The 25,226-nt window shown below is 67.2% G+C and carries 26 protein-coding genes; 15 read left to right on the forward strand and 11 right to left on the reverse strand.

The features are described 5' to 3' along the window. Positions 1-8 precede the first annotated feature (8 nt). From ACOGI8_RS09700 to ACOGI8_RS09725, 6 genes are read right to left on the reverse strand one after another with little or no spacing between them, the layout of a single operon-like run. Positions 9-1,052 carry a CobW family GTP-binding protein gene (locus ACOGI8_RS09700; RefSeq protein ID WP_419853599.1) on the reverse strand — a complete coding sequence of 348 codons (1,044 nt, stop codon included), beginning with the start codon at positions 1,050-1,052 and terminating at the stop codon, positions 9-11. A 5-nt stretch (positions 1,053-1,057) separates the two neighbouring features. After that, complete coding sequence (locus ACOGI8_RS09705; RefSeq protein ID WP_419853600.1) at positions 1,058-2,140, reverse strand: DUF1295 domain-containing protein; 1,083 nt, start codon at positions 2,138-2,140, stop codon at positions 1,058-1,060. Next, on the reverse strand, positions 2,137-2,910 hold the full coding sequence (locus ACOGI8_RS09710; RefSeq protein ID WP_419853601.1) for an SDR family NAD(P)-dependent oxidoreductase: 774 nt from the start codon (positions 2,908-2,910) through the stop codon (positions 2,137-2,139). Before ACOGI8_RS09710 ends, ACOGI8_RS09705 begins: the two co-directional genes overlap by 4 nt. 17 nt (positions 2,911-2,927) lie before the next feature. Continuing rightward, the gene (locus ACOGI8_RS09715; protein WP_419853602.1) at positions 2,928-4,589 is read right to left on the reverse strand and encodes an amidohydrolase; all 1,662 of its coding nucleotides are present in this window, start codon (positions 4,587-4,589) and stop codon (positions 2,928-2,930) included. A gap of 43 nt (positions 4,590-4,632) precedes the next feature. Next, complete coding sequence (locus ACOGI8_RS09720; protein WP_419853603.1) at positions 4,633-5,520, reverse strand: LLM class F420-dependent oxidoreductase; 888 nt, start codon at positions 5,518-5,520, stop codon at positions 4,633-4,635. 34 nt (positions 5,521-5,554) lie between these two features. Continuing rightward, positions 5,555-6,775: a cytochrome P450 gene (locus tag ACOGI8_RS09725; RefSeq protein WP_419853604.1), complete on the reverse strand. Its 1,221-nt coding sequence runs from the start codon at positions 6,773-6,775 to the stop codon at positions 5,555-5,557. 208 nt (positions 6,776-6,983) lie between these two features. Between ACOGI8_RS09725 and ACOGI8_RS09730 the strand changes: the two genes are divergently transcribed. The 3 genes from ACOGI8_RS09730 to ACOGI8_RS09740 all read left to right on the forward strand — a co-directional run bounded on the left by ACOGI8_RS09730 (position 6,984) and on the right by ACOGI8_RS09740 (position 10,453). Beyond that, entirely contained in the window at positions 6,984-8,186 is a 1,203-nt protein-coding gene (locus ACOGI8_RS09730; RefSeq protein WP_419853605.1) for an LLM class flavin-dependent oxidoreductase, read from the forward strand. Positions 8,187-8,241: 55 nt separating this feature from the next. Beyond that, the gene (locus tag ACOGI8_RS09735) at positions 8,242-9,033 is read left to right on the forward strand and encodes an SDR family NAD(P)-dependent oxidoreductase (RefSeq protein ID WP_419853606.1); all 792 of its coding nucleotides are present in this window, start codon (positions 8,242-8,244) and stop codon (positions 9,031-9,033) included. 181 nt (positions 9,034-9,214) lie between these two features. Continuing rightward, positions 9,215-10,453, forward strand: a complete 1,239-nt coding sequence (locus ACOGI8_RS09740) for an acyl-CoA dehydrogenase family protein (protein ID WP_419853607.1) — start codon at positions 9,215-9,217, stop codon at positions 10,451-10,453. A gap of 104 nt (positions 10,454-10,557) precedes the next feature. On the opposite strand, the gene ACOGI8_RS09745 is transcribed toward ACOGI8_RS09740, so the two are convergent. Beyond that, a complete protein-coding gene (locus ACOGI8_RS09745; RefSeq protein WP_419853608.1) occupies positions 10,558-11,463 on the reverse strand; it encodes a nitroreductase family protein in 906 nt (301 codons plus the stop codon). A 251-nt stretch (positions 11,464-11,714) separates the two neighbouring features. Here ACOGI8_RS09745 and ACOGI8_RS09750 point away from each other — a divergent pair, with 251 nt between their 5' ends. The 10 genes from ACOGI8_RS09750 (at position 11,715) to ACOGI8_RS09795 (ending at position 20,316) form a co-directional block, all read left to right on the forward strand. After that, positions 11,715-12,746 (forward strand): type 1 glutamine amidotransferase domain-containing protein, encoded by a 1,032-nt coding sequence (locus ACOGI8_RS09750; protein ID WP_419853609.1) that lies wholly within the window; start codon positions 11,715-11,717, stop codon positions 12,744-12,746. Continuing rightward, the gene (locus ACOGI8_RS09755; RefSeq protein ID WP_419853610.1) at positions 12,747-13,295 is read left to right on the forward strand and encodes a nuclear transport factor 2 family protein; all 549 of its coding nucleotides are present in this window, start codon (positions 12,747-12,749) and stop codon (positions 13,293-13,295) included. Between the two features lie 100 nt (positions 13,296-13,395). Next, positions 13,396-13,881, forward strand: coding sequence for a nuclear transport factor 2 family protein (locus ACOGI8_RS09760; protein ID WP_419853611.1), 486 nt, complete (start codon positions 13,396-13,398; stop codon positions 13,879-13,881). Position 13,882: 1 nt separating this feature from the next. After that, complete coding sequence (locus ACOGI8_RS09765; RefSeq protein WP_419853612.1) at positions 13,883-15,406, forward strand: toluene monooxygenase; 1,524 nt, start codon at positions 13,883-13,885, stop codon at positions 15,404-15,406. Further along, the gene (locus tag ACOGI8_RS09770) at positions 15,403-16,029 is read left to right on the forward strand and encodes an MmoB/DmpM family protein (protein ID WP_419853613.1); all 627 of its coding nucleotides are present in this window, start codon (positions 15,403-15,405) and stop codon (positions 16,027-16,029) included. Before ACOGI8_RS09765 ends, ACOGI8_RS09770 begins: the two co-directional genes overlap by 4 nt. Beyond that, positions 16,026-17,117: a toluene hydroxylase gene (locus ACOGI8_RS09775; protein ID WP_419853614.1), complete on the forward strand. Its 1,092-nt coding sequence runs from the start codon at positions 16,026-16,028 to the stop codon at positions 17,115-17,117. Before ACOGI8_RS09770 ends, ACOGI8_RS09775 begins: the two co-directional genes overlap by 4 nt. Positions 17,118-17,142: 25 nt before the next feature. Beyond that, the gene (locus ACOGI8_RS09780; RefSeq protein ID WP_419853615.1) at positions 17,143-17,460 is read left to right on the forward strand and encodes a Rieske (2Fe-2S) protein; all 318 of its coding nucleotides are present in this window, start codon (positions 17,143-17,145) and stop codon (positions 17,458-17,460) included. A 140-nt stretch (positions 17,461-17,600) separates the two neighbouring features. Then, entirely contained in the window at positions 17,601-18,437 is an 837-nt protein-coding gene (locus ACOGI8_RS09785) for a phytanoyl-CoA dioxygenase family protein (protein ID WP_419853616.1), read from the forward strand. 64 nt (positions 18,438-18,501) lie between these two features. Continuing rightward, positions 18,502-19,812, forward strand: a complete 1,311-nt coding sequence (locus ACOGI8_RS09790) for an aromatic ring-hydroxylating oxygenase subunit alpha (protein WP_419853617.1) — start codon at positions 18,502-18,504, stop codon at positions 19,810-19,812. Positions 19,813-19,821: 9 nt separating this feature from the next. Further along, entirely contained in the window at positions 19,822-20,316 is a 495-nt protein-coding gene (locus tag ACOGI8_RS09795) for an aromatic-ring-hydroxylating dioxygenase subunit beta (RefSeq protein ID WP_419853618.1), read from the forward strand. 16 nt (positions 20,317-20,332) lie between these two features. On the opposite strand, the gene ACOGI8_RS09800 is transcribed toward ACOGI8_RS09795, so the two are convergent. From ACOGI8_RS09800 to ACOGI8_RS09815, 4 genes are all read right to left on the reverse strand, one after another. Beyond that, complete coding sequence (locus tag ACOGI8_RS09800) at positions 20,333-21,109, reverse strand: enoyl-CoA hydratase-related protein (protein WP_419853619.1); 777 nt, start codon at positions 21,107-21,109, stop codon at positions 20,333-20,335. 108 nt (positions 21,110-21,217) lie between these two features. Beyond that, entirely contained in the window at positions 21,218-22,384 is a 1,167-nt protein-coding gene (locus ACOGI8_RS09805) for a diaminopropionate ammonia-lyase (RefSeq protein WP_419853620.1), read from the reverse strand. 40 nt (positions 22,385-22,424) lie between these two features. Beyond that, entirely contained in the window at positions 22,425-23,474 is a 1,050-nt protein-coding gene (locus ACOGI8_RS09810) for an amidohydrolase family protein (protein WP_419853621.1), read from the reverse strand. A gap of 131 nt (positions 23,475-23,605) precedes the next feature. Next, the gene (locus ACOGI8_RS09815; protein WP_419853622.1) at positions 23,606-24,541 is read right to left on the reverse strand and encodes an LLM class flavin-dependent oxidoreductase; all 936 of its coding nucleotides are present in this window, start codon (positions 24,539-24,541) and stop codon (positions 23,606-23,608) included. Between the two features lie 113 nt (positions 24,542-24,654). On the opposite strand from ACOGI8_RS09815, the gene ACOGI8_RS09820 reads away from it, so the two are divergent. Next, positions 24,655-24,909 (forward strand): ribbon-helix-helix domain-containing protein, encoded by a 255-nt coding sequence (locus tag ACOGI8_RS09820; RefSeq protein ID WP_419853623.1) that lies wholly within the window; start codon positions 24,655-24,657, stop codon positions 24,907-24,909. Continuing rightward, positions 24,906-25,223 (forward strand): type II toxin-antitoxin system PemK/MazF family toxin, encoded by a 318-nt coding sequence (locus ACOGI8_RS09825; RefSeq protein WP_419853624.1) that lies wholly within the window; start codon positions 24,906-24,908, stop codon positions 25,221-25,223. The genes ACOGI8_RS09820 and ACOGI8_RS09825 overlap by 4 nt, the downstream gene beginning before the upstream one ends. The last annotated feature ends 3 nt before the right edge of the window (positions 25,224-25,226 follow it).

The raw sequence follows: 25,226 nt of genomic DNA on the forward strand, positions 1-25,226 counted from the left end.
CTATTCGGCTAATCGAGGTTCCGCAGGGAAGCAGCTGCGCTGTCGACGGCTTCTTGGCTACTGCAGATCAGCACGATCGCCGGGTCATGCGCGCCGGCTGCAGGCATGATGCGCCAGCTCCTGCCCACGGCCTGAAGCTCGTGGGAGCTGCCATCGGGGCTGGCGAACCAGCCTTTCGCCCGCATCAGGTCCGGCGGCGACGATTCGAACCAGCGGGCGACTTCGGCCACCTCCCACGGTCTTGTCGGCGTCACGACAGCACTCGCCACTTCGAAGGGGTGCTCACCCGCGTCGGCTGGGAAGGTAGCTCCACGCAGTGCTGCGCCGAGCAGCAGCCGGGGGTCGATGCGGCCGTGAACGGCAGGAACGACCATCCGGCCCGGTGCAAGCCGGCTGAGCTGATCCGTCAACGCTGCAACTTCGTCGCCGCCTGCCAGATCCACCTTCGACAGCACCACCAGGTGAGCCACGTCGATCTGACGACGTACAGCGGGTCCGACGCGCGGGTCGCTCAGTTGGGAAGCCAGCTGCTGTGCGTCCACCACCGCAACGACACCGTCCAGCGTGCAGCCTGCGGCCCCCTCGACGGCCAGCGCCAACGTGGCAGGATCGGCGACGCCGCTGGCTTCCACCACGATGGCATCGCTCGTTTGGGCGCCGGCCAGCGCTTCCAGGGTCTCGGCAAGATCGTCCACCAGCGCACAGCACGCGCATCCGTTGGTGAGCTCGACCCGGTCGGGCGTTCGTGACGCGACCCGCAGCCCCTCAAGAGCAGCAGCGTCGATGTTGACAGGCCCGATGTCATTCACCACGGCAGCGATGCGCAGCCCGGCCGGCTCAGTCAGCAGCCGGCGCAGCACCGTGGTCTTGCCGCTGCCAAGGAAACCAGTCAGCACCGTGACGCCGACGGCTTCTGCACCGCCGTCGCCGGTCTGTCGCCGCGCCGCTGCTATCGAGCCGACGGTGGCCTGCCACGCAGCGTCGAACTCGTCGATCCCCCCGGGCTGCGCTCGCAGAGGCCCCCAATCGCCCGAGTTCGTCTCGGCGTTCATCTGCCTCAGTAGATCCGGGGCACGATGCGCCACCGCACCTCGCTGCGGTACCGCTCCCACAGTTCGCCGTACTTGGCCGCGCAACGCCGGTCATCGTCGCGTTCACGCGGCACCAGCAGCGCTACGTAGTACAGGGGGTACAGCCACGGCCAGACTGTGCTTGGTCGCCCCAGGGCCAGCGCGAGCCCGGTCGCCATGGCGATCTCGCCCAAATAGTTCACGTGCCGGGACAGACCCCAGAAGCCGCCGGCGAGCAGGTGGCGATCGCCGTCGGACAGCGCCCGGGGCGCCAGTCCCAGGAATGATCGCTCGGGGTCTCGCTTGAAGCTGTACTTCTGCATGTTCGATCCGCGCGCCAGCGTCCATCCGAACAGGAACACCACGGCAGCGAGAACCGCCAGCCAGACGGGCGCCTCCGGGTTCGGGCGATCTGCCACCGCCCACAGCCCGACGGCGTAGAAGTACGGGTACCAGCACAGGCAGCCCCACACGAGCTTGAACCCCACCCGCTCCGCGAAGAGGTCGTAGGTGTACAGGTGGACGTGCTCGAAGACCAGGTAGTCGCACACGAACCAGCTGAACAGCACCACATACAGCACGACCCCCGGTGACACGTCACCGGGGTACGTCTCGAAGTGGTGGGCGGCGAACGAGAGCAGGTTGAGCTCGAGCAGCGTCGCGCCCGCCAGGTACAGGTACATCTTGGCGTCGGCGCGGCCGCCGAACGGCTGGGGGTTGGCCCGGCGTCCGAGATAGAGCTCAGCGAGCAGCTGTTTCCCTTGCGACGGCGCCCCCAGCACCACCGCAGCCGACGCCAGCAGCCCCAGCGTCACCGCTCCTGCAGCCCCCGACCAGCGGTGGTGCCACAGCCAGTCCCACGCAATGACGCCGCTGGCACATCCGACGCACCACAGCCCCACGGTGACCGCGAACACCAGCAGGCCGTTGATGCGGTAGCTCAGCGCTTCGCCGCTGCGTTCGTGGCGCGCGTAGCCGGTCACACGCCGCGCAGGCAGCACGAGGTGCAGCACCCCAATGACAGCAAAGGCCGCCCACGGGGCGAAGAAGCCCGCCAGGAAGTCCGTCACGTCACGTCTCTTGTATTCCTGCCGATGAGGCGGACGGCGCCCCGACGGCTCAGCAGGCGCCCCATGAGCGCCCCTGTCATGCGGTTGACGAACCCCGGAACGAATCGAGGCCCCCGCCTGAGCGCATCGAGTGTCTGGCGGGCGGCCTCCTGCGGGCTCAGCATGCCGGGCACTCTCTTGCCGAAGTTCTTCTGGTATCCCGGAGTAGGCATGGCCCCGGCGCAGCAGGCAACCACATCGATGCCGCTCGACCGAAGCTCGTACCACAGGCTCTCGGCGAGGTGGGTGTTGAATGCCTTGCTCGCCGCATAGACGGCGATGTGGGGTGTCCCCTGGAGGCCAGACAGCGACGACATCAGCACCACCGCTCCCCTGCCCCGCTCGCACATCGCCGGAGCCAGCGCTCGCACTGCCAGCATCGGTCCACGAACATTGACATCCACTGCTCGGGCGATCTCGGGTTCGGAATTGTCCAGAAACGGGCCCAACGGGGCGAATGCCGCGTTGTAGATGACGATTCCCACGTCCAGGCCGTCGGCCGTGGTTGCCAGCTGTTCGACAAAGGCCGGATCAGCCAGATCGGCAACCACACAGCGAACTTCGATGCCGTGCTCTCGCTTGAGCTCTTCGGCAACTTCGGCGAGCAACTGCCCCCGGCGTGCCACGAGCACCACGTTCATGCCGCGCGTCGCCAGCTCGCGCGCGAACGCTGCTCCCAGCCCCTCCGAGGCACCGGCCACCACGGCCCATGTCCCGTATCTGTCCGGCAACCGGGGACGCTGTCGCTTCACGAGGTCGGCTCGCCTCCGAGCACCGTGTCCACTACGCCGATGTCTCGCATCGCCATCGGGTCGACCTCGTAGGGATCGTCGTCGAGCACGGTGAAGTCGGCCAGCTTGCCGGCCTCGATCGACCCCAGCCGGTCGTCGCGAGCCAGCACGTGGGCTGCGTCGATGGTGACCGCACGCAACGCCCGGTCCACCGAGATCCGCTCCCCCGGCGCCATCACGGTCTCACCGTCGGCGCCCACCCGGTTGACAGCGCACCACACAGCCAGCAGCGGCGACAGCGGCGTCACGACGAGGTTGAAGTCGCTGTGGAGCGCGAACGTGGCACCGGCCCGTTCCAGCGAGCCCAGCCGGGCCGTGGCCTCACTGCGATCCGGGCCGAAACCGTGATCGGCGTGCAGCTGCGCACGGAAGTGCACGAAGTAGATGTTCACGCTGGCCAGCCCGCCGAGCGCTGCGAGGCGCTTCGCCTGCGCCGGCGTCGAGATGCAGTAATGCTCGATCGTGAACCGGTGATCGAAGCGCGGCTGTTCGGCCTGCAGCGCAGCGAGCGTGTCCAGCGTCATGTCGACCGTGCGATCGCCGTTGGCGTGAGAGTGGATCTGCACCCCCGCCCGCCAGAACGGCCGCATCCGCTCCACCATGTCCTCCCATGGCACCTCGCCCGTGTGGGCCGTGTCTTCGTCGAGATATCCGGGCGAATTCATCACCAGCGTCATCGACGGGTACGAGCCGTCGTTCACGTACTTCACGCCGTGGGTGTTGAGGCGGTCGTCGCCCTCGGCTCGCTTCGAGGCCAGGAAGTCGAGCATCTCGGCGCCGTAGCTGCGCACCAGTTTCGGCTCGAAGGGGATCATGTAGATACGCAGCGGGAACGTGCCCTCGGCGATGGCTGCCGCATGGTCGTCCCACTCGGGCTCGAACCCGTCGGCCATCCCCCACACCAGGTCCGCCGTGGTGGTGACCCCAGCAGCACGGGCCACCGCTCCCATGCGGTCGATGGCGGCCCGGCCGGTGCCGGGCCCGAAGATCGAGGCCGCAACGGGCCGGTTAGCTCGAGCCGTCGCCTCGGTCTCCACGAACCAGCCGTTCAGCCGGCCGTCGGGATATCGCCCCAGGCCGTGGCCGATCGAGTCGTCGTCCACGCCGATCAGGTCAAGCATCGGGGAGTTCGCATAGACGATGTGCGGCGCGTAGGCGCAGACCCACAGCGGCACCGTGTCACTGATCTGGTCGAGCATGTCGCGGTCGAGGTGGCCGTCCTGGCTGGCGGGGTCGTAGCCCCATGCCGTCAGCGGCTCGCTGGGATCGGCATGCTCGGCGGCCAGCGCCCGCAGCTGGTGCAGCACGGCGTCGCGGCTCGGCAGCCCCTTGCGTATGCCGGTCGGCGAGGCCGAGTCGATGGGGCCGACGTAGTGCAGCCCCATGTAGGTGCCGCTCAGCCGCAGGTGGGTGTGCGGGTCGATGAAGCCCGGAAAGATGACCTTTCCGGCGTAGCGGTCGTCGACGTCGTAGGGGTAGCGCCGCAGCCACGGCTGCATCGACTCCATCGAGCCCACCGACACGATGCGCCCGTCTGCAACGGCGACGGCGCTGCCATGTGGTCTGCCGGGATCCATCGTGTGGATCCGGGCCGCCGGGTACACCGTGATGTGTTCCATGCGCCAACCCGCTCGTGCTGTGGGCGTCCCACCCGGTTCTAGTTCAGTGCACCGACGAGATGAAGGTCTCCAGTGCGGCGATGTGCTCGGCCGTGTTCTGCAGGTTGGCAGCCGGATTGCCGCCCCACTCGCAGGTGGTGCTCTGGCAGTTGATCGAGAAGTGGCTGAAGCCCGCAGCCCGAGATTCGTCGACGAGGGCCGTCCAACGGTCCGCCCCGATGCCGTAGTTGGCCTCGCCCTCCAGCGCGAACCCAGCCGGATCGCGCCCCTGGTCGGCGAGCAGCTCCCGCAGCCGGTCAGCCAGTGCAACGGTGTCGGGTCCTGAGTCGCCGAAGGTGAAGCCGTCGCCCAGGCGTGCAGCGCGCCGCAACGCTGCCGGCGTGTAGCCGCCGAACCAGATCGGGATGCGCCGCGCAGGGCGGGGCTGGATGCCGGCCCGGTCGATGCGGTGGAACTCGCTCGTGTAGTCGATGACGCCGTTCTCCCACAGCGCCCGGATGACAGCGATCTGATCGTCCAGCAGCGCACCGCGCCGGTGCCAATCGGCGCCGAGCGACTGGTACTCGACGTAGTTCCAGCCCGAGCCCACGCCCAGGCGGAAGCGCCCGCCGGACAGCAGATCGACCTCGGCCGCCTGCTTGGCCACCAGTGCAGCCTGTCGCTGCGGCAGGATGATGATCCCGGTTTCGAATTCGATGGTGCGGGTGACACCGGCCAGGTAGCCGAAGAGCACGAACGGCTCGTGGAAGTCGTCGTGCTCGGTGTAGGGACCCCAGAAAGCCGGCTCGCGTCCGGCGTGCTCGGCACCGAGCACATGGTCGTAGGTGACGATGTGCGAGTAGCCGAGCGATTCGGCTGCCTGCGCCCAGTCACGCAGGGCCAGCGGATCAGAGCCGATCTCGCACGTCGGCAGGACCGCGCCGAATTTCATGGGCCGAACTTCATGGGCTGTTTGCTTCGCCGGGTCAGTCCAGGATCCGGATGGGCACGCTGCGGGGCCCGCGGATCGGACCCACCGACCACTTCACCTCGTCAGGCTCGACGGCTAGCTCGAAGTTCGGGTAACGCTCGAGCCATGCGGTGAGCCCCACTCGCAGTTCCATCCGCGCCAAGTTCGAGCCCAGGCACCGGTGCACCCCCACCCCGAACGCCATGTGTCGGTTGTTCTGGCGGTCCAGGATCAACTCGTCGGGATTCTCGAAGTAGTCCGGGTCGCGATTCGCCGACGGGTACGACAGCAGCACACGGCGGCCGCCCGACACGGGGCAGCCCGCGATGTCGGCATCCTCGGTGATGTACCGGGCAATCGTGACCGGGCTGTAGTAGCGCAGGAACTCTTCGATGGCCGTGGGCATCAGCTCAGGCTCGTTCACCAGCCGCTCGAGATCGTCCGGGTGGGAACCGAGGTGGAACAGCATCGAGCCCAGCGTCGACCACGTCGTGTCGATGCCGCCGAGCATCAGCACGAACAGCGCGCCGATGCGTTCCTTGCGGCCGAACGGGCGTGTGCTTCCGTTGCCCAGCTCAGCTTCGGCATTCAGCACCATGGTCACCAGGTCATCGGGCGCGTCGTCGCCCATTGCTTCACGATCCGCCAGTTGGGCCGCAAAGAACTGCTGCACTTCGCTGGCGGCTTTGCGTGCGATGTCGAGGTCGATCTGGCCTTCCTTGAGCATCCCGTCCACCCATTGCCGGAACGTCGGACCCATCTCGGCTGAGACCCCGAACAGGTGGCCCATGACTTCGACGGGCAACAACTGCGCGAAGTCGAGGGCGCCATCCACCAGCTTGCGATCACCCATGTCGTCGAGCAGGCGTTCGGCCATGGCGACGACCGTCGGTTCCAGCTCGTCGGTGGCCTTCGGGCTGAAGGACGGCAGCAGCGGCCGGCGGACCGGTCCATGCTCGGGCGGATCCAGCGTGATCGGCGACAGGTCCAGCTTGATGTTGTCGGGGTGATTGGTGTTGACCGCAGTGATGCAATTCGAGAACGTGTCGGTGGCACGGGCGGTCTCGACGATGTCGTCGTGACGGGTCACCAGGTACGCGCCGTAGAAGCGCTCGGTCTGGGCTACCGGGCAGCGCTCGCGTAGGTCGGCCAGGATCTCAGGTCCCTGCGCGGCCCACTCCTCGCTGAGATGGTCGAAGTCTGTTGCCCAGTCGGTGACAGGTGGTCGTTCTGGCATGTCGGTCGGCGCTCCACTCCTGGCAGCCGCCACGGAATCGTGACGGCAAGCACGGACGCAGCCAGCGATCCGCACGAACACCGATGGTATTCCGCAAGTGGTTTGTTGCGCCGGAGTTCCCGGGCGACGGTCGCGGCGTCCCGTTCCTGCATGCGCAGTACAACGCTCGGCCGCTGCGTCGCTTCGACACGGCGCGTACCGTGGTGATGTGCCGCTGGATGTCATCGGGATGATCGGCGTGTCGCCGCCCAAGGACGACTCGACCGTGCATGTCATCGAGGGCGGGCTGTCTCGCCAGTTCCTCGAGGACTTCAGCCGCGCACACGACGAGGCCGGCTTCGACCTGGTGCTGGTGGGCTACACCTCCACATCGGCCGACGGGTGGTCGGTGGCAACCCACGCAGCCTCGGTGACCGAGCGGCTCGGCTATCTCGTCGCACACCGGCCGGGTTTCGTGGCCCCCACGCTGGCAGCCCGCAAGGCAGCCACGTTCGACCAGCTCAGCGGGGGGCGCTTCGCACTGCACATCATCGCCGGGGCCAGCGACACGGACAATCAGCGCGACGGCGACTACCTGCCGAAGGCCGAGCGCTACGCACGTGCCGGCGAGTACATCGACGTGATGCGCCGCACCTGGACCTCAACCGAGCCGTTCGACCACGACGGGCCGTACTACCGGTTCAGCAACGTGCGTGCCGACGTGCAACCGCTGCAGCAGCCGTCGCCGCCCGTCTTCTTCGGGGGCTCCAGCGAAGAAGCGCTGGAGATGGGCGCACAGCGTTGCGACGTGTACGCCATCTACGCAGAGCCGCGCGCCGCCGTGGCCGAGCGGTTCGGCGACTTCCGGCGCCGGGCCGCTGCATACGGACGCACGCCGCGTTTCTCGATCAGCGTCCGACCCATCCTGGGCGACACCGAAGGCGAGGCGTGGGACCGGGCTCATCGCATCTTGGGCGGCATCGAGGCTGCCGGCACCGACAAGCTGACCGTGGCAGGCAGTCACCGGGGCATGCCCTACGACCGTGGCGGCGAGCGGATGCTGGGCTATGCCGCTGCGAGCGACGTGCACGACGAGCGGCTGTGGCTCAAGATCGCCGAAGCCACCGGTGCTCCCGGCAACACCTCATGCCTAGTCGGCACGCCCGAGCAAGTAGCCGACGCGATATTGCGCTACTACCAGCTGGGCATGCCAGCCGGCGGCGGCGTGAGTGACGTCGGCTACGTGCTGATCCGCGGCTTCGACCCCTTCAACGACGCCGTCGACTTCGGCCGCGAGCTCATCCCCCGGATCAAGCAGGGCGTCGCCGAGTTCGACGCGCATGCCCCCCACGCTGCCTCCGGCGCACGAGCGAGTGCCGCCTACGCTGCGGCCGACGCTGGCGCGGATAAGCCGCTCGCCGTAACGGACTGAGCGTCCTGCGTCACAAGGCAACGATCAGGATCACCGACTATCAGGAGGACACTTGATGCTGGACATGGATCTTTCGGGACGAGTGGCGCTAGTGACCGGGGCTTCCAAGGGCATCGGGAACGCGTCGGTCCGCCTGCTCGCGGATCATGGTGCACAGGTCGCCTTCTGCGCCCGCGGTCCAGAGGCAGTCATCAAGCTGAGCGCCTATCGGCCGCCATCAGGGCCGGGAGCAGTGCACGGTTACTTCGGCGACATGACCGAGGTAGATGCCATCGAAGAGATCCTGGAAATGGTCGCAGCCCAGATAGGCCCCATCGACATCTTGGTGAACAACGTAGGGGCGTCGCCGTCACGCAACTTCCTGTATATGTCCGACGATGACTGGACCAGCCTGCACGAGCTGAACGTCATGTCGGCAGTGCGCTGCACCCGCGCTTGCCTGCCGCACATGCGTGAGCAGAAGTGGGGTCGGATCATCATGATCGCCAGCGGCGCCGCATTCTCGCCGAACGCAGCGCTCATCGACTACGCCGCAACCAAGGCGGCAATGGTGGCCACCGCCAAGGCACTGGCGGGCAAGTACGGCGCCGACAACGTCCTCACCAACACCATCATCCCCGGCCTCATCCGCACCGATATGTGGGAGCGGGCGGCAGCCGAGATTGCCGAGGCGAACGACACCGATGCCGAGGCCATCTTCGCCCGCAACTCCACCGGCGTGCCCCAGGGGCGCTACGGCACTGCGGAGGAGGTGGCAGCCGGCGTGGTCTTCCTGGCGTCTGGCGCCGCCAACTACATCAACGGCAGCTGCCTGACCATCGATGGCGGCGTCGCCAGCTACATCTGACCTTCCGCAGCCTGATCTGTCCCGGCGTGCCGCGCACGTGGGCCACACCCGCTATTGCCGCCGCCCAGCCGCGGCCCTGAAACGCCGCACGTCCGCGGGCTAGCTTTCGGGGCGCAGTGGCGCCCGCTCACCGCAAGGTGCCAACCTCGCCCCATCTCACCGACGAAACGGGAGCACCGATATGGCGCACGCCTACACCGACAAGGGCCTCGAGATGCAGGAGGCCGTCAAGTCGTTCATGGACGACCACATCTATCCCAACGAGGAGGAGTACAACGAGCAGTACGAAGAGCTCGTAGCCGCCGGGCAGGTGCACGCCACCCCGGCGATCATGGAGAAGCTCAAGGCAGCGGCACGCGAGCGTGGCCTGTGGAACCTGTTCATCCCCCACCTCGACCCGCAGGCCCCCGGCACGAAGCTGTCCAACCTGGACTACTCGCCGATCTCCGAAGAGCTCGGCAAGGTGTCGTTCAGCTCCGAGGCGCTGAACTGCGCGGCGCCTGACACCGGCAACATGGAGATCCTGAACCTGTACGGCTCCGAGCGGGTCAAGCAGCAGTACCTGGCACCGCTGCTGGAGGGAGAGTTCCGCTCGACCTTCTCGATGACCGAGCCCGAGGTTGCCAGCTCGGATGCTTCCAACATCCGGCTGCGGATCGACAAGGACGGCGACGAGTACGTGCTGAACGGGCGCAAGTGGTTCTCCTCGAACGCGCTGCGGCCCGAGTGCAAGGTGCTCATCGTGATGGGCAAGAACGACCCCGACGGCCCGCGCCATCGCCAGCAGTCGATGATCGTGGTGCCTCGCGATGCCGAGGGCATCACGGTGGAACGCGACCCGCTGGTGTTCGGCTACCACCACCGGGGCGGTCACCCCGAGTTGGTGTACGAGAACGTGCGCGTGCCCGAGGATCACATCCTCGGCGGCGAGGGCGAGGGCTTCGCCATCAGCCAGGCCCGGCTGGGCCCCGGACGCATCCACCACTGCATGCGCTCGATCGGCGTCGCCGAGCGGGCACTGGAGTACATGTGCAAGCGGGCGCTCGAACGCCACACCTTCGGCAAGTCAGTTGCCCAGCAAGGCCTCATCCAGGACTGGATCGCCGAAGCACGCATCGAGATCGACCAGGCCCGCGAGTACGTGCTGCATGTGGCACATCTGATGGACACCATCGGCAACAAGGCCGCCGCGCAGGAGATCTCCGGCATCAAGGTGGTGGTGCCCAACATGGCGCTGAAGATCATCGATCGGGCCATCCAGGTGCACGGCGCCGGCGGCGTCACCCAGTTCTTCCCGCTGGCCGAGATGTACGCCCAGATGCGGACGCTGCGGATCGCTGACGGCCCCGACGAGGTCCACAAGATGACCATCGCCCGCCGCGAACTCCGCCGCCACGACCCCGACTTCCGGATGTCCTAAGACATCCGGAACATCAAACACAGCCGGATGAGCTAGCTCATCCGAAACATCGGACACAGCCGGATGTCCTAGGACATCCGGAACATCAGATCCGACAGGACGAGTTAGCTCTTGAGCCGCTGAGCCAACGCGTCGAGCGTTTGTCGAACCTCGGCCAACACCGTCGATGCGTCGCCCTCAGAATCCACTAGGGCGTGCAGGCGCAGCCGGCTTCCTCCGGGCACCTGTTCGACGTCGAAGCGCCAGCGCTCGGGCGGCGAGTCGAGCGATTCGATGGCGGCCCGGACCGAGTCGGGCTTGGCCTTGAGATCGATCTCATCGACAACGCCTGGTCCGGCGGGCGTCCTGGTGCGCCCATAACGGTCGAAGTAGGCGATGTCGGCGGCCGGGTAACGCCGCGACGTGGGCTTGAAGTCGGTGCCGACCGTGTAGGCCACCGGGAACAGGCAGATCTGGGTCACATGGTCCGGCAGTTCCAGCAGCTCGGCGACCGCGGGCGCCTCGTTGAGGTACATCGTGGTCCAGACGGTCCCCAGGCCCCTGCTCCGCAGCGCCACCATGAAGCTCCACGCCGACTGGATCACCGAGTCGAACAACCCGGGCCGTCCGCTGCCGTCGTGGCGTCCGAGAATCGTGGGGATGACGAGCGCCGGCGTCCTGGCGATGTTCTCGCCGAGATGACGGGCACCAGCCATCAGCCGTTCGTTCTGATGGCCGCTGCCTTCCAGCCGCTTCGCGGTCTCGATGACCCAATCGACGCCAGCCGACAGGTAGAGCTCGGCCATCCGATCCTTGGTCTGCTGATCCCTGATGATCATCCAACGGCGGCTGCCGTTGTTCCCACCGGTCGGTGCCTGCTCGGCGACATCGATGCAGTCGAGGATGGTCTGGTCATCGACATCCCGGCCGAAGTCGAGGCGCTGACGGACGCCCCGCGTGGTCATCAGCGCGTGATCCACGATCGCCTGGTACTCGGGCGTGCCCGGCCCAAAGGCCGGCTCAGTCTTCATGCCACCTCGGTCCCATCTGCCCTTCGTTGGCCGCCGTGCAATCGCTCCACTTGGCAACCTCGTCCGCCGCGCCAGCAGAGTAATCGCGTGGCTCTTCAGCACTGCCGGCGTGCTCCAGATCCGGCTCACGCGGCACGCCTGAACGCCCGTTACGTTGACGTATTTCCCCATGCTGACTACGTTCTGAGCACTGGCCCTTTCCTCTCGCCGGGCAAGGTCAGCAGCAATGGGGGCAAGCACGGGGGAAGCTCATGGCACGACTGTTGTTCGTGGTGTCCAGTGCAACGGAGATGGCGCTCGCCGATGGCACGCCGCACGAGATCGGCTACTGGCCCGAAGAGGTGTACCGACCGCTGCACCGCTACCTCGAAGCCGACGTGGAGGTGGTGGTTGCAACGCCCGACGGCGCAGCGCCCACGCCCGACCCGCTCGGCCTAGAGCCTCGCTTCCACTACCGCGACGAGGACGAAGACTTCCTCGCATCGGTGATCCGGACGTTCGCGGTCGATCCCGAGGACATCCGGATCACCCTGCACCACCTGACCGGGCTCGATCTCATTGCCGCTCGCAGCATCCAGCTTGCGGCCGGCTCCGCAGGCGTCGATCCGGTTGACGCTCGCTCGCATATCGAAGCAGCCGCTCGCGTTGCCTGGTTCGAGGACCGCAACTTTGTCGACGCTCTCTGCGATCCGGCAACGGGCGCGGCGCCCAGCGAGTTCCCCGGCGAGGCACAACTGCGTGCCATCGCGGGCGATGTCCAGCGCGAGGCGTCCGCCGAAGCCGAGCGCGTACGCATCGAGCTCACCACCAGTGACCTGCTGATGAATCCTCGATCGCTGTCAGGCATCACCAACGAAGAGCTGGAGGGCTTCGACGGGGTCTTCTTCCCAGGCGGCCACGGGCCGATGGTCGACCTGGCGGCGAATCCCGATGTCGATCGCCTCGTTCGGCACTTCCACGAGCGCAGCCAAGTCGTGTCGGCCGTCTGCCACGGTCCCGCGGCGCTGCTCAGCGTCGGCACGGGTTACGACGGCGCGTGGCTGCTCGACGGCTACCGCATGACGGTGTTCACCAACGACGAGGAAGACCAAGTACCGGTGGGCCAGCTCGGCGCGCCGTGGTACGTCGAGACGGCGGTCCGCAACAAGGGTGCCGTGGTCGACAATGCCCCCAACGAGTGGGTCAGTCACGTGGTGGTCGATCGAAATGTCGTCACCGGCCAGAACCCAGCGTCGTCGGATGCAGTGGCCGATGCAGTTCTCAAGAAGCTGGAGGTGCTGTAGATGCCCGCTGGGGAGAACAGCACAGCCGACGCCAGCCTGTCGGTCGGCGACGCACTGGTACGCGCCCTCAACGCCCGAGACCTCGACGCAGCGATGGCGCTGTGCGATCCAGACGGCGAAGCCGTGCTGCCGCATCTCGCAGCAGCGGGCACGCTCGGCGCCGAGGGGCGTGCCTACTTCTCGGATTTGCTCGCCGCGTTTGCCGACCTGCGGGTGACGGTGCGCGCCAGCTTCCTCGCCGCAGACCCCGAGCACCCCGACGGAACGGTCGAGACTGTCGAGGTTCGCACCGCGGGCACGCAGAGCGACGACTTCTTGGGCATCACCAACCAGGAGAAGTACTGCGACCTCGACCAGGCCTGGCGGCTGACGATCGCACCCGACGGCAAGATCACCCGGCTGCGGGGCTTCTGGGACCAGACGATCCTGCTGCGGCGCCTCGCCGTGCGACGACTCGACGACATCAACATCACCGAGGCGGGCCAGAGCGTGACCACCCCGCCCGTGGCCACGTCGCCCGAAGCACCGCATATCGCTGCAGCCAGCTGAGGGAGCAGGCTGCACCGAACCCGAACCCGCCGAAACCATCGCCTCCGAACCCACCGCCACCGAACCCACCGAGACCACCGCCACAACACTGGACACACCCATGACCGCAACCGCCACCACCGAACGATCCGGCGCCAGCGCCGAGACGGCCGTGCAGGTCGTCGGCGGATTCTTCGACGCCTACCGCGCCCGCGACGTCGAGGCCATGGTCGACCTGTGCGACGACAACGCCGGCTTCGACTACATCCCCTTCGAGGCTTGGGGCCGCCAGCGTGTGGTCCGTGGCGAAGGCAAAGTGCGAGGGGTGGGCAAGGCCATCTGGGACAGCCTCATCGACGCCTTCCCGAACCTCACCAACGCCGTCACCTCGATGGTGGCCGACGACAACGGCAACGTCGCCGTCGAGGTGCACATCGGCGGCACGCAGGCCAAGCCCTTCGCAGCAGTCGCCAACAGCGGCAAGCCCTACTGGCTGCCCCACCTGTTCGTGCTGCACGTCAACGAAGAGGGACTCATCGACAACAACCGGGCGTACTGGGACAACGCCGACTGGTACCAACAGCTCGACTGGATGGAGGTGGGCTGACATGGCAAAGCTCAAGCGAGAGCAATGGTTCGACCTGACCCGCGATGTCGAGTGGGAGTTCACCCACGTCGATCACGAAGCCGTGTATCCGGAGTGGATCTCAGGCACCGGCAAGATCCCGCTCGACGACTGGAAGCAGTGGAAAGAGCCCTATGTCACCTCGTACCCCGAGTACGTGGCGACCCAGGCTGAGAAGGACGCCGGCGCCTACTCCGTCAAGGCGGCGCTGGAGCGGTCATCGGTCTTCGACACCCTCGACGAGGGCTGGAAATCGGCGGCCAAGATGCACTTCGGCGGCATTGCGCTGATCGAGTTCATCGCCGTGCCGGCCGAGCTGAAGATGGCCCGGTTCGGCCTCGCTCCGTCGTGGCGCAATACGGCCGTGTACGGGGCACTCGACGAGATCCGCCACACGCAGATGAACATGTGGTTGGCCCACGAGCTTGTGGAGAAGGACCCGCAGTTCGACTGGACGCAGAAGGCGTATCACACCAACGAGTGGGGCATCATCGCCGCCCGGGCGGTGTTCGACGGGCTGATGATGAACCCCAACGCCGTCGACACGGCCATCCAGTTGCCGTTCACCTTCGAGACCGGCTTCACGAACCTGCAGTTCGTGGGGCTTGCGTCGGATGCGCTGGCGTCGGGCGACATCAACTTCGCCAACATGATCTCGTCCATCCAGACCGATGAGGCCCGTCACGCTCAGCAGGGCGGGCCGACGCTCGAGATCCTCATGGAGCACGATCCCAAGCGAGCCCAGTGGGTCATCGACAAGACGTTCTGGGCTGCGGCGCGGCTCTTCTCGGTGCTCACCGGGCCGGCGATGGACTACTACACGCCGCTCGAGCACCGCAAGCAGTCGTACAAGGAGTTCATGGAGGAGTGGATCGTCGACCAGTTCGTGTCGTCGATCGAGTCGTACGGCCTCAAGAAGCCGTGGTACTGGCAGGAATTCCTCGACGGGCTGGAGCTCTGGCATCACTCCTTGGCGCTGGGGCTGTGGTTCTGGCGACCGACCGTGTGGTGGATGCCCAAAGCCGGCATGCGCAAGGACGAACGCGAGTGGCTCAACGAGAAGTACCCGCGCTTCGAGCAGGAATTCGGGTTCATCTGGGACCAGATCGCCGAGAACATCAACAACGGCAACATGGAGCAGACGCTTCCGGCCACGCTGCCGTGGCTGTGCGACCTCACGCACCTGCCGATCGGCACCTGCGGGGCGCCGAACAATCCGAAGTACCCCATCAAGAGCTACCCGCTCACCTACGGCGGCAGGACGTACCACTTCGACTCGAAGGTGTCGCGCCAGATCTGGTGGGAGGATCGTGATCTGCTGCACCAGAACTCGGTGATTCACCGTCTGCTCGGCGGCGAGATCGCCCAGCCCGACGTGCCCGGCATTCTGGCCTGGATGGGGCTCACGCCGGAGGTCATGGGCGACGACGCCGAGGGCTACGCCTGGGCGGCGGAATACCTGCCTTCCGAGCGCGTGCCAGCCGCGGCAGCAGGCGGCGGGGCATGAGCGACACAGCGGAAGCCGCTCCAGCGCCGCAGCCGTTCCCGGTCAATGCCGTCTTCGGCGATGACTTCGTCACGCAGCTCGTGCTGGGCATGACCGACATGACCATCGATCAGTTCGCTGAGGCGGTGGCGGTGCATTCGGTCGGCAAGCGCCTGCGCGACTTGGGCCTGCCGAAGAAGGTCATCTACGAGGGGAAGGTGCTCGACGGCGACACCATGCTCGTCGAATCGGGAATCGTCCCGCTCACGAACGTCTACGTGGACTGGGTGTACGACGATGACCAAGCGACTGGCGGGCCGTCTGCCGAGTCCATGACGGTCAGCGACATCGGCCAACGGCGTTTGGTCGGCCCGGTGCTGCGCATGAGCGATGACATCGGGCCGGTCTTGGCGGCCATCGAGGACGACAACCCCGATGCAGACATCGATGTCGTCGACCAGGGCGCCTATGTGCGCATCCAGACCACTGGGCGCCTGCGACTCACCCGCGAGTCGGCACAGCGGCGCCTAGGGCAGCGCTTCGAGCTCCGGCAGCTTGAGGCGTCGATGTCGGCATTCAGCGGGCGCATCCACACCAGCACCGACGAGATCGTCTGGGAGTACGACGAGGAAGCCGGGTCATGAGCGACGAAGCGACAGACGACACCGCTGCCGAGAACGGGTCCGGCAACGGCGCCCCGGCCGAGGCCGAGGCCGCGCCGCAGCCCCGCAAGCTGAGGACCTGGAGCTCCTTCGGCGATATCCGCCGCAAGCCGACGGAGTACGAGATCGTCAGCCACGATCTCAACTACACAACCCGGGCCGACCGGCATGCACCGCTCGAATCCAACCCGACGAGCCCGATGAACATGTGGCTGTCGACCTACCGCGACCGCTCGCCGCTGCAGGTCGACGACTGGCACGCATACCGTGATCCCGACCGGCTGACCTACCGCGCCTATACGACCGGGCAGGCCGAGGCGGAGCACACGGCTGCCACGCTGTTGGACGAGTACAGCGAAGCCGGACACGACGCCGGGTTGAGCACAGACTGGCTCGCGGCGCTGGGTGCGCTGTTCTGCCCGCTGCGCTTTCCCTACCACGGCATCCAGCAGATCCAGGCCTACATCGGGCTGGTGTCGCCGACGTCGTACCTGACCAACGCTGCATCGTTCGCGGCTGCGGATTGCTTCCGCGTGGTGAATCTCGCTGCGTATCGCACGACAGAACTGAACCAGACGCACCCGGATGCCGGTTTTGGAACTGACGAGCGAGAGCACTGGCAGGGCGGGGCCGCTTGGCAGCCACTCCGCCGGGCAATCGAGACGGCCATGATCGCCTACGACTTCGGCGAGGCCCTCACGGCGACGAATCTGGTGATCCGGCCGGCCGTCGAGTCGGTGCTGTTCGAGTCGCTGGGCGAGGTGGCCCGAGCCAACGAAGACGATCTCACTTGGCTCCTGCTCAAGAGCTTGGGTGACGACGGCGAACGGGCGGGGCGCTGGTCAGCAGAGGTTGCACGTTTCAGCGTGGCGGCCAATGCCGACAACGTCGCGGTGTTCGCCAAGTGGGTCAGCCGCTGGAGGCCGCGAGCGGTCGATGCGGCGGCCGCGCTGGCGGAGGCTGTGGCCGCCGTGCCTGGGTCTCCGCTGTCGGCCGACGACATCGCCGCCGCTGCGGAGGCTGCGATGGATGCACGCCTGGCAGCAACCCAGGCGCCCGTAGCTGCCTGAACCATTCGGCTGATCGGCACCGCTCATGAGCGACGGCTGGCACGACGTGTGCGATGAAGCCGACCTGTGGGAAGGCGACATGATGGGCGTGCAGGTCGCCGGCAAGCCCGTGCTGCTCGTGCGGGACGCCGAGGCGGTGCGCGCTTTCCGCGACGTGTGCCCGCACCAGGAGAACCCGCTGCACACCGGTGTGCTCGACGAGGAGATCCTGGTCTGCGAATTCCACAACTGGATGTTCGACACCACGACCGGCGAGGCCATCAACCCGGTCGGTGAGTGCCTGACGGCGTACGAAGCCCGTGTGAGCGGCGACCGCATCGAGGTCCGATTCCCAGCAACCTGACCAAATCCGGCCGACCTGTTCCCTCCACCCCACCGTTCCCGCCGCTCCGGTCCACCCCGCCGCAGCGCCCTCATCGCGACACCCCCATCGCTCCGTCCGAGGCTTCCGCCCGCCGGGCGACGCCGGGGTAGGTTGGCGCGATGCTCGCCGCTGGCGATGTGGAGTCGTTCAACGCCGATGGCTTCGTTGCGGTTGACTCGCTGATCGACCCCGATCTGATCGAGCCGCTGCGGGAGCGGTTCGACCGGCTGTTCTGCGGCGACTTCGAGACCGGCATCTCTCCCGACGAGGTCAACTGGCTTTCCGGCCGCGACGATCCGACCTTGACACGGCAGATCTGCAACGGCTGGAAGGCTGACCGGCTGATTGCCTCCACCGTGCTCGATGCCCGTCTCGGCGAGGCCGTGGCCACCCTGGCGGGCTGGCCTGGTGCCCGCATCATCCAGGACAACGTGCTGTGGAAGCCTCCTGGCGCACGTTCGGTGGGCTTCCACCGAGACAACGCCTACCTGGCCTGGTACAGGCCGACCGAGATGTTCTCGTGCTGGATCGCGCTCGACGACACGGCAGCCGGCGGCGGCACCATGGAGATCGCACGGGGATCGCACCGCTGGCCCGCCGGCGGCGATCAGATGGGCGAGTTCCACGCGCCGGAGGACTACCGGGCGACCGTCACTGCCGCGGCGGATGCCGCGCGTGCTGAACTCGACATTGCGCCGGTAGAGGTGCCCGGCGGCGGCGGGTCGTTTCATCACGGTTGGGCGTGGCACGGTTCGGGGCCGAACAGCTCAGATCGGCACCGGCGGGCGCTCGTGCTGCATTGCGCCTCCAGCGAGACTCGGTTCAACCGAGCCGGCTTCGGCGAGGGCAACGGGCCGATCTACTCGCGCTATGCCCGGCTCGCCGATGACGAGATGGACGAGAACCACTTCCCGATCCTGTGGCGGCGTGACGGCTACCGCACGCCGGGCATCTAGCTGGCATCAGCGACAACCGGGCGCGTGAACGCCTAGCGTTCGATGACACCGAGGGGGGACATCGATGGCACTGACCGTGCAGAGCTCACCGGCATCGAACGACTACCGGCACCTCGTGCAGGACGACCGCATCCACGGCAGCCTCTACACCGATCCCGCTGTGTTCGCCGACGAGATGCAACGCATCTACACCGACGGCTGGGTCTTTGTCGGCCACGAGTCCGAGGTACCCGAAGTCGGCGACTGGGTCTCCCGGCGCCTCGGCGCCGAGCCGGTGCTCATGGTGCGCAACCGTGACGGTGCGATCAGCGTCGTGGCGAACCGCTGTGCGCACCGCGGCACCACGCTCTGCCCGCAGAACGACGGCAACCACCGCAACTTCCGCTGCGCTTACCACGGCTGGACCTACGACCTCGACGGCACGCTGCTCGGCGTGCCCGGACCAAAGGGCTTCCACAAAGACACCGCCGACCTGGGGCTCGACCGGCCCGGGCAGGTCGACGACTACCGGGGGTTCGTCTTCGCCAACCGCAGCGGCACTGCTGGACCGCTGAGCGATCATCTCGGCGCCGGCGGCACCGATCTCATTGATCGCACATCGAATATGTCGCCCACCGGCAGTGTCCGCCTCTCGGCGGGCTGGATCGGCCAGCACATCGACTCGAACTGGAAGATGTGGCCCGAGAGCGACAACGACGGCTACCACCTCAACTTCACCCATGCCTCGATGGCTCGTGCGGTGCCCGACACCTATTACGACGAAGTCGTCATGACCGGCGAGGATGCCTCGGCGTCGGTCACACGTGCCTACGACGGAGGCCACGTCGAACTCGATTTCCGCCGCAGCTACACCTCCGAACTGGCCTGGCTCGGCACCACACGCGAGAAGGTCGCCGACTACTGCGAGGCCCTTGAGGGGTCCTATGGCTTCGAGAAGGCCAAGACGATCATGTGGGACGGCCCGCCGCACGCGCTGGTGTTCCCGAACCTGTTCCTGGCCGAAATGAACATCGCCCGGATCGAACCGGTCTCGCCGGGCGTGACGGTGCACCACCACACTCCCCTGCTGGTCGAGGGCACCGACGAGAGCGTCAACCGGCGGCTCGTGTTGCAGTCGGAGGCGGCGATGGGGCCTGCATCGTTCTTCCTGACCGACGACGCGGTGATTGCCGAACGCATGCATCGTGCCTTCGAAGGGGCTGCAGTTGGCGAGGACGGCTGGGTGGATCTCAGCCGGGGCCTCGAGCGCGAGCACGTCGAAGACGGCCAGCGCTGGAGCGACATCACCGACGAGACCACTAATCGCGGCTTCTGGCACCACTACCGCAAGGTCATGGCCAGCGTCGCGGGCAGCAGTCCAAACGGCCACGCCTGAGCGGCTGCGATGGCGATCGTCGACGAGCCAACGCGTCGCGACATCGAGGCATTCGTGTATCTCGAAGCGCGGCTCGCGGACGAATCCCGCTACGACGAGTGGGAAGCGCTGGTCACCGACGACATGCACTACTGGGTGCCATTCGGACCGGGCGACTACGAGCCCGGCACCCGGGTCAGCTACATCAACGACAACCGGGCCCGCTTGGGCACCCGTATCCGGCAGCTCGCCACCGGCGTTCATCACGCGCAGGATCCGCCGTCGTCGATGCGCCGGGTGGTGTCGAACATCGAGATCCTGGGCGCCGAAGGCGACGAGTTCGAAGTCGCCAGCAACTTCGTGCTCTACGAGCACGCTGTGCAGGCCACGGGCCATCTGCGCCTGTGGGCGGGCCGGGCGACACACCGCCTGCGGCGCACAGCCGACGGACTGCGCATGTCCGCCAAGAAGGTGGAGCTGGTGAACTCCACTTCGCCGCTGCCGAACCTGCCCTTCATTATCTGAGCAGCGCCACGAATGGCTAGTCGAACTGGGGCGGGCGCTTCTCCACGAAGGCCCGCTGGGCCTCCCGGGCGTCGCTGCTGTGAAACGTCTCGCCCTCCAGGCTGAGCGACAGCGGCAGGATCTGCGCCGACATCTGCCGGATCCAGTTGTTGATCGGCACCTTCGAGGCGCTGATGGCCTTCTGCGGGCCGGCGGCGAGCTGGGCTGCTTTCTCGACTGCCGTGTCGAGAATCGCGTCGTCGTCCACCAGGAAGTTGACGAGCCCGATGTCGTAGAGCATCTCGCCGGTGACCCGCTCGCCGGTCATGAGGTGCCACTTCGCGCGGTTCACGCCCATCAGCAGCGGCCAGATCACCTGGCCGCCGTCGCCGGCGCCGATGCCCATGTTGACGTGCGTGTCGGCGAACACCGAGCTGTGCCCTGCCACCACGACATCGCATAGCAGGGCGATGTTGGCGCCGAGGCCCATCGCGTAGCCCTGCACGGCGGAGATGATCGGCTTGCGAAGCTCAAGCAGGTGATCGACGATCTGGCGCCCCTCTTCGAAGCTGACTGCCGGCCCGCCGGTGTCGCTGAAGTCGCCTCCAGCACAGAACGCACGGCCGGTTCCCGCGAGCACCACCACCTTCACGTCGTCGTCGGTCTGGGCGTCGCGAGTGAACGTCGCCATTTCGTGATGCATCTGCCCGTTCACGGCGTTGAGCCGTTCTGGGCGGTTCAGCGTGACCACGGCAACGCCGTTGTCGCGCTTGTCGATGAGCATTGCCTGGTAGTTCGCTTGGTCCAGCGGCATGACGAGCCTCCCCCATATCTCAGGTCACTTGGCTGGCGCTCAACGTACTGCGGATAGCTGTGCCCAATTGTGCTCACCGTGCAGCGGTGACGCTGTGCCCGACCGCCCTCACCGTGCAGCGGTGAGCACCCTGCCTACTTCGGTGTCGGGGCGGCCAACGATGCGCTCGTAGTTGGCGGGGTCGGTAGCGCCCTCGGTCACCATGACCAGCACGGTGGCGCCTGCGGGGTCGTCCAGCACCCCTCGGCCCTGCTCATCGGCCAGGAGTGCCCGCACGCCGGCCAGCGAGGCGCTGCCGGTCTCGCCAGCGACCACTTGGGAATCGGCCAAGTCCCCCATGGCAGCACCGGCTGCGTCGCTGTTCACCGAGACGCACCAGTCGACGCCGCTCGCCATCATCGGCCACGCCAACGGCGAGGGCACGCCGCAGTTGAGGCCGACCATGATCGACCGGTGCGGGCCGGGGGTCTCAGTGATCTCCCCGTTGATCGTCGACATCTGCACGCAGTTGGCGTCGTCTGGCTCCACCGACACCAGCACCGGCCGGTGCTCCCCGCTGCGGTAGTGGGTGACGGCGGCAGCCATGAAGGCGCCGACGCCCACGGGCACTGCGACCAGATCGGGCTGGCCGATGCCGTTGGCTGCGAGCGCGTCGTCGACCTCGGCGAAGATCGTCGTGTATCCCTCGGCGACGTTGGCGGGGATCGTCTCGTACCCCGGCCACGAGGTGTCCGACACGACCAGGCAGCGCTCACCGGCCATCTCGGCGCTTTGGGTGATGGCGTCGTCGTAAGTGCCGTCCACGACGGTCACCGTGGCGCTCTCGCCCTCGATCGCGGCGATGCGAGCCTCCGAGGTGCCGTCGGGCACCAAAATGTGCGCGTCGAAGCCCAGCAGGCGCGCCATGAACGCGACCGCTCGCCCGTGGTTGCCATCGGTGGCAGCCGCCAGCGTCATCGGCCGCAGGTGCGCCAGGCTGGCCGCCAGCTCGTTGATGTTCGCCCACGGCTGCGGTTCGCCGCCGATGTGCTCGCAGACAGCGCGGTACGACGCCCACGACGCACCCAGGATCTTGAACGAGGGCAGGCCCATGCGCTGCGTCTCGGCCTTCACCAGCACTCGCCCCACGCCGAGGCTGTCGGCCAGCCGGGGAGCATCGACAACCAGCGTCGGCGCGTACGCCGGCAGCCGGCGGTGAAACGCCATCACCTCAGGCGACACAGCCGGCCAGTCGCGCCCGTCGAACAGCGGGTTCCGGTTGACCAGAGCACCCATTGCTGACCTCCCCAATCCAGTGATTCCGTCGAGTTCGGTCTCAGTCGAGTTCGTCGAGCGCAGCGAACAGCCGCTGGGCCTGCTCGGCTGCCTTGGCCCGCACCTCGGCAGGGTCAACACGCGTCACGACGCCGTCGACCAGCACCTGATCCCCGTCGATCGTGATGTCGAGAGGGTGCACCCCGGGCGTGTAGGCGAGGTGCCACGGATCGGCGCTGGGGTATGACCAGCGCACGGTGTCGTTGCGGGCGTCGGGCATCAGCTCCCAGCCCTGTGCGAGCCATTCCCACGGCGGGTCGGGAGAGGCGGTGACGTCGTGCTCTCTCAGCCGGGCGTAAGCCACCCGGAACTCATCGAGCATGTCTGAGCCGATGCCGTCGGTGCCGAGCGCGACGGGGTTCGTGGCAGCGAACCGGCTCGGATCGGCGTAGCCGACTGCGTTGTTCATGTTGGAGCGAGGGTTGTGCACGATCGTCCCGGCGAGACCGTGGTCGGTGGGCAGGTGCACGCCATGGATGAGCAGCCAGCGATCGTCGCTGAGGCCGGCCAGCCGCTCTGCGGCGTCTGCGTCGGGGGGGCCTTCGGCCACGTGAATGTGCACGCCGACACCGTGCCGGCTGGCCAAGTCGGCGGCCGCCGCGAGCGTGTCATCGGTGCAGGTGAACGCCGCATGGACGCCGACGTACCCCAAGCCGCCAGCGGCCAGGTAGCGCTCGTTCTCTGCGAGGCCGCGCCTGGCGCCGCCGGCGCCGTGACGGTCGGTGACGCCGTAGCAGCAACTCACCCGCACGCCGACCTCGGCGCACGCCGCTGCGATCACGTCGAGCGAGCCGTCGATGGCGTTGGGCGACTCGTGATGATCGACGATGGCCGTGCAGCCCGATTCCAGCGCTTCGAGCGCGCCCAGCTTCGCCGACCACTCCAGCATCTCGAGGTCGAGCGCCCGGTCGAGGCGCCACCACACCAGTTCGAGGATCTCGGCAAAGCCTCCCGGCGTGCGTGGCGGCGCAGGCATGCCCCTGGCCAGCGCCGAGTAGAGGTGATGATGCGAGCACACCAGTCCCGGCGTCGTCGCCCCCCCCTCGCTCACGGCTGCGAGCGTAACTCCCGGCCTCGGCGCCGATTGATCAGAACGCGGCGAGCAGACGGCGGTGAAGCGGATCCCGGCCTGAGCGCCGGACAGGCCTGGTGCGGAAGACGGCGGCTGGCGGTTCGCGCTGGCTAACGGCGGAGTTCGGGGAGCATCTCGACGAGGCGATCGAGCTGGGCGTCCACGTCTGGCGAGGCCAGCCGGATGCAGATGTGCTCGCAACCTGCGTCGATGTAGCTCTGCAGCCACGCAGCGACTTCGGCCGGCGAGCCCGAGTGCGTGCCCATGACGCGCCGCAGCACTTCGATCTCGACGCCGTAGTAGAGCTTCGAATGCTCGGCCACCTCGGCGGCTGCGGTTTCCGGCTCGCCGATGTTGACCGTCAAGTACGCCGCAGCGGTGATCGATGCCGGGTCGCGGCCTGCGTCAGCCGCATGGCCGCGCACGGTCGCGAGCTGTTCGCCGAAGGTTTCAGCCACCGGGGCCGTCGGGAACCAGCCGTCGAAATGCTGGCCCGCCCGCTTGAGCCCGCGCGGGCCTGAGCCGCCCAGCCATAGGCGCGGCCCGCCTTCGGTTGCGCAGACCGGCTGCAGCCGCTGTTGGGTGGGTGTGCCTTCGGCGCGCCAGAGCTCACGGGCGCGGTGGACCACTTCCACCATCCGAGTGCCTCGCCGGTCGAAGTCGGCCCCGACCAGATCGAAGTCGGCGTTGACCTCCTCTCCGGGAGGTCCTGCGCCGACACCCAGGATGAGCCTGCCGCCCGACAGCGCATCCACCGTGGCGGCCTGTTGAGCAAGCTGTGTGGCGTTGCGCATCGAGGCCAGCAGCACCGCCGTGCCGAGATCGATGCGCTCAGTGACCGCCGCCACGCCCGCCAACACCGACAGCGGCTCGGCCCTCGGCTTCGCAAGCAGGGAGTCGCCGACCCACACGGCATCGAAGCCAAGCTCCTCCGCTCGCACGGCCCACTCGACCAGCCGCCGGGGGTCGCCGTCGTGCGGCGGGTACATCGCCAGCTCTCGCGAGGGCAGCAGCAGGCCGAAGGTGACTGATCCGGGTGACGTCATGGCGTGAACTCTGCCAGTTCATGCCGCCGACGACACCGTCAGCACGTGGCTGAGGCCCGAATAGATACCATCTTGTATCCCGTTTTGCATCTCATTCCCGATATGTTGAGGCTATGACGTCCCGCCAAGTCCCCGTGCGACTGCCCGCTGCGGTGCTCGTCGATCTGGATGCTCTCGTGGCCAGCGGCACATACCGTTCGCGCACCGCCGCCATTCGTGCGGGTATCGAGAAGATCATCGCAATCGAACGCGAGCGTGAGCTCGACGCGGCCATCGTGGCCGGCTATATCCGCCATCCTCCGAGTCCAGCCGAAGACCAAGACGCCGTCGCCCAACTGCGCGCAGCCATCGAGGACGAGCCGTGGTGACCTCGCCACAGCGCGGAGACATCTGGTGGGGCGAGATCGAAGATCTCGGCCGCCGTCCCTTCCTTGTCATGACCCGCTCCGCTGCGATACCTGTGCTCCGCTCCGTGGTCGCCGCACCGCTCACGCGCACAGTGCGCAACATCCCCACGGAGCTGCCGCTCGGCCCCGACGACGGCCTGACGGTCGAGTGCGCCGCCAGCTTCGACAACCTGCGGGTGGTTCCGAAGGCGCTCCTCACCGAACGCATCTGTGGTCTCCGCCCGGACCGTCTGGCCGCCGCGTGCGATGCCTTGCGCGTCGCGGTTGCCTGCTGAATC

This window comes from Candidatus Poriferisodalis sp., from assembly GCF_965204195.1.
Lineage (GTDB): Bacteria > Actinomycetota > Acidimicrobiia > Acidimicrobiales > Poriferisodalaceae > Poriferisodalis.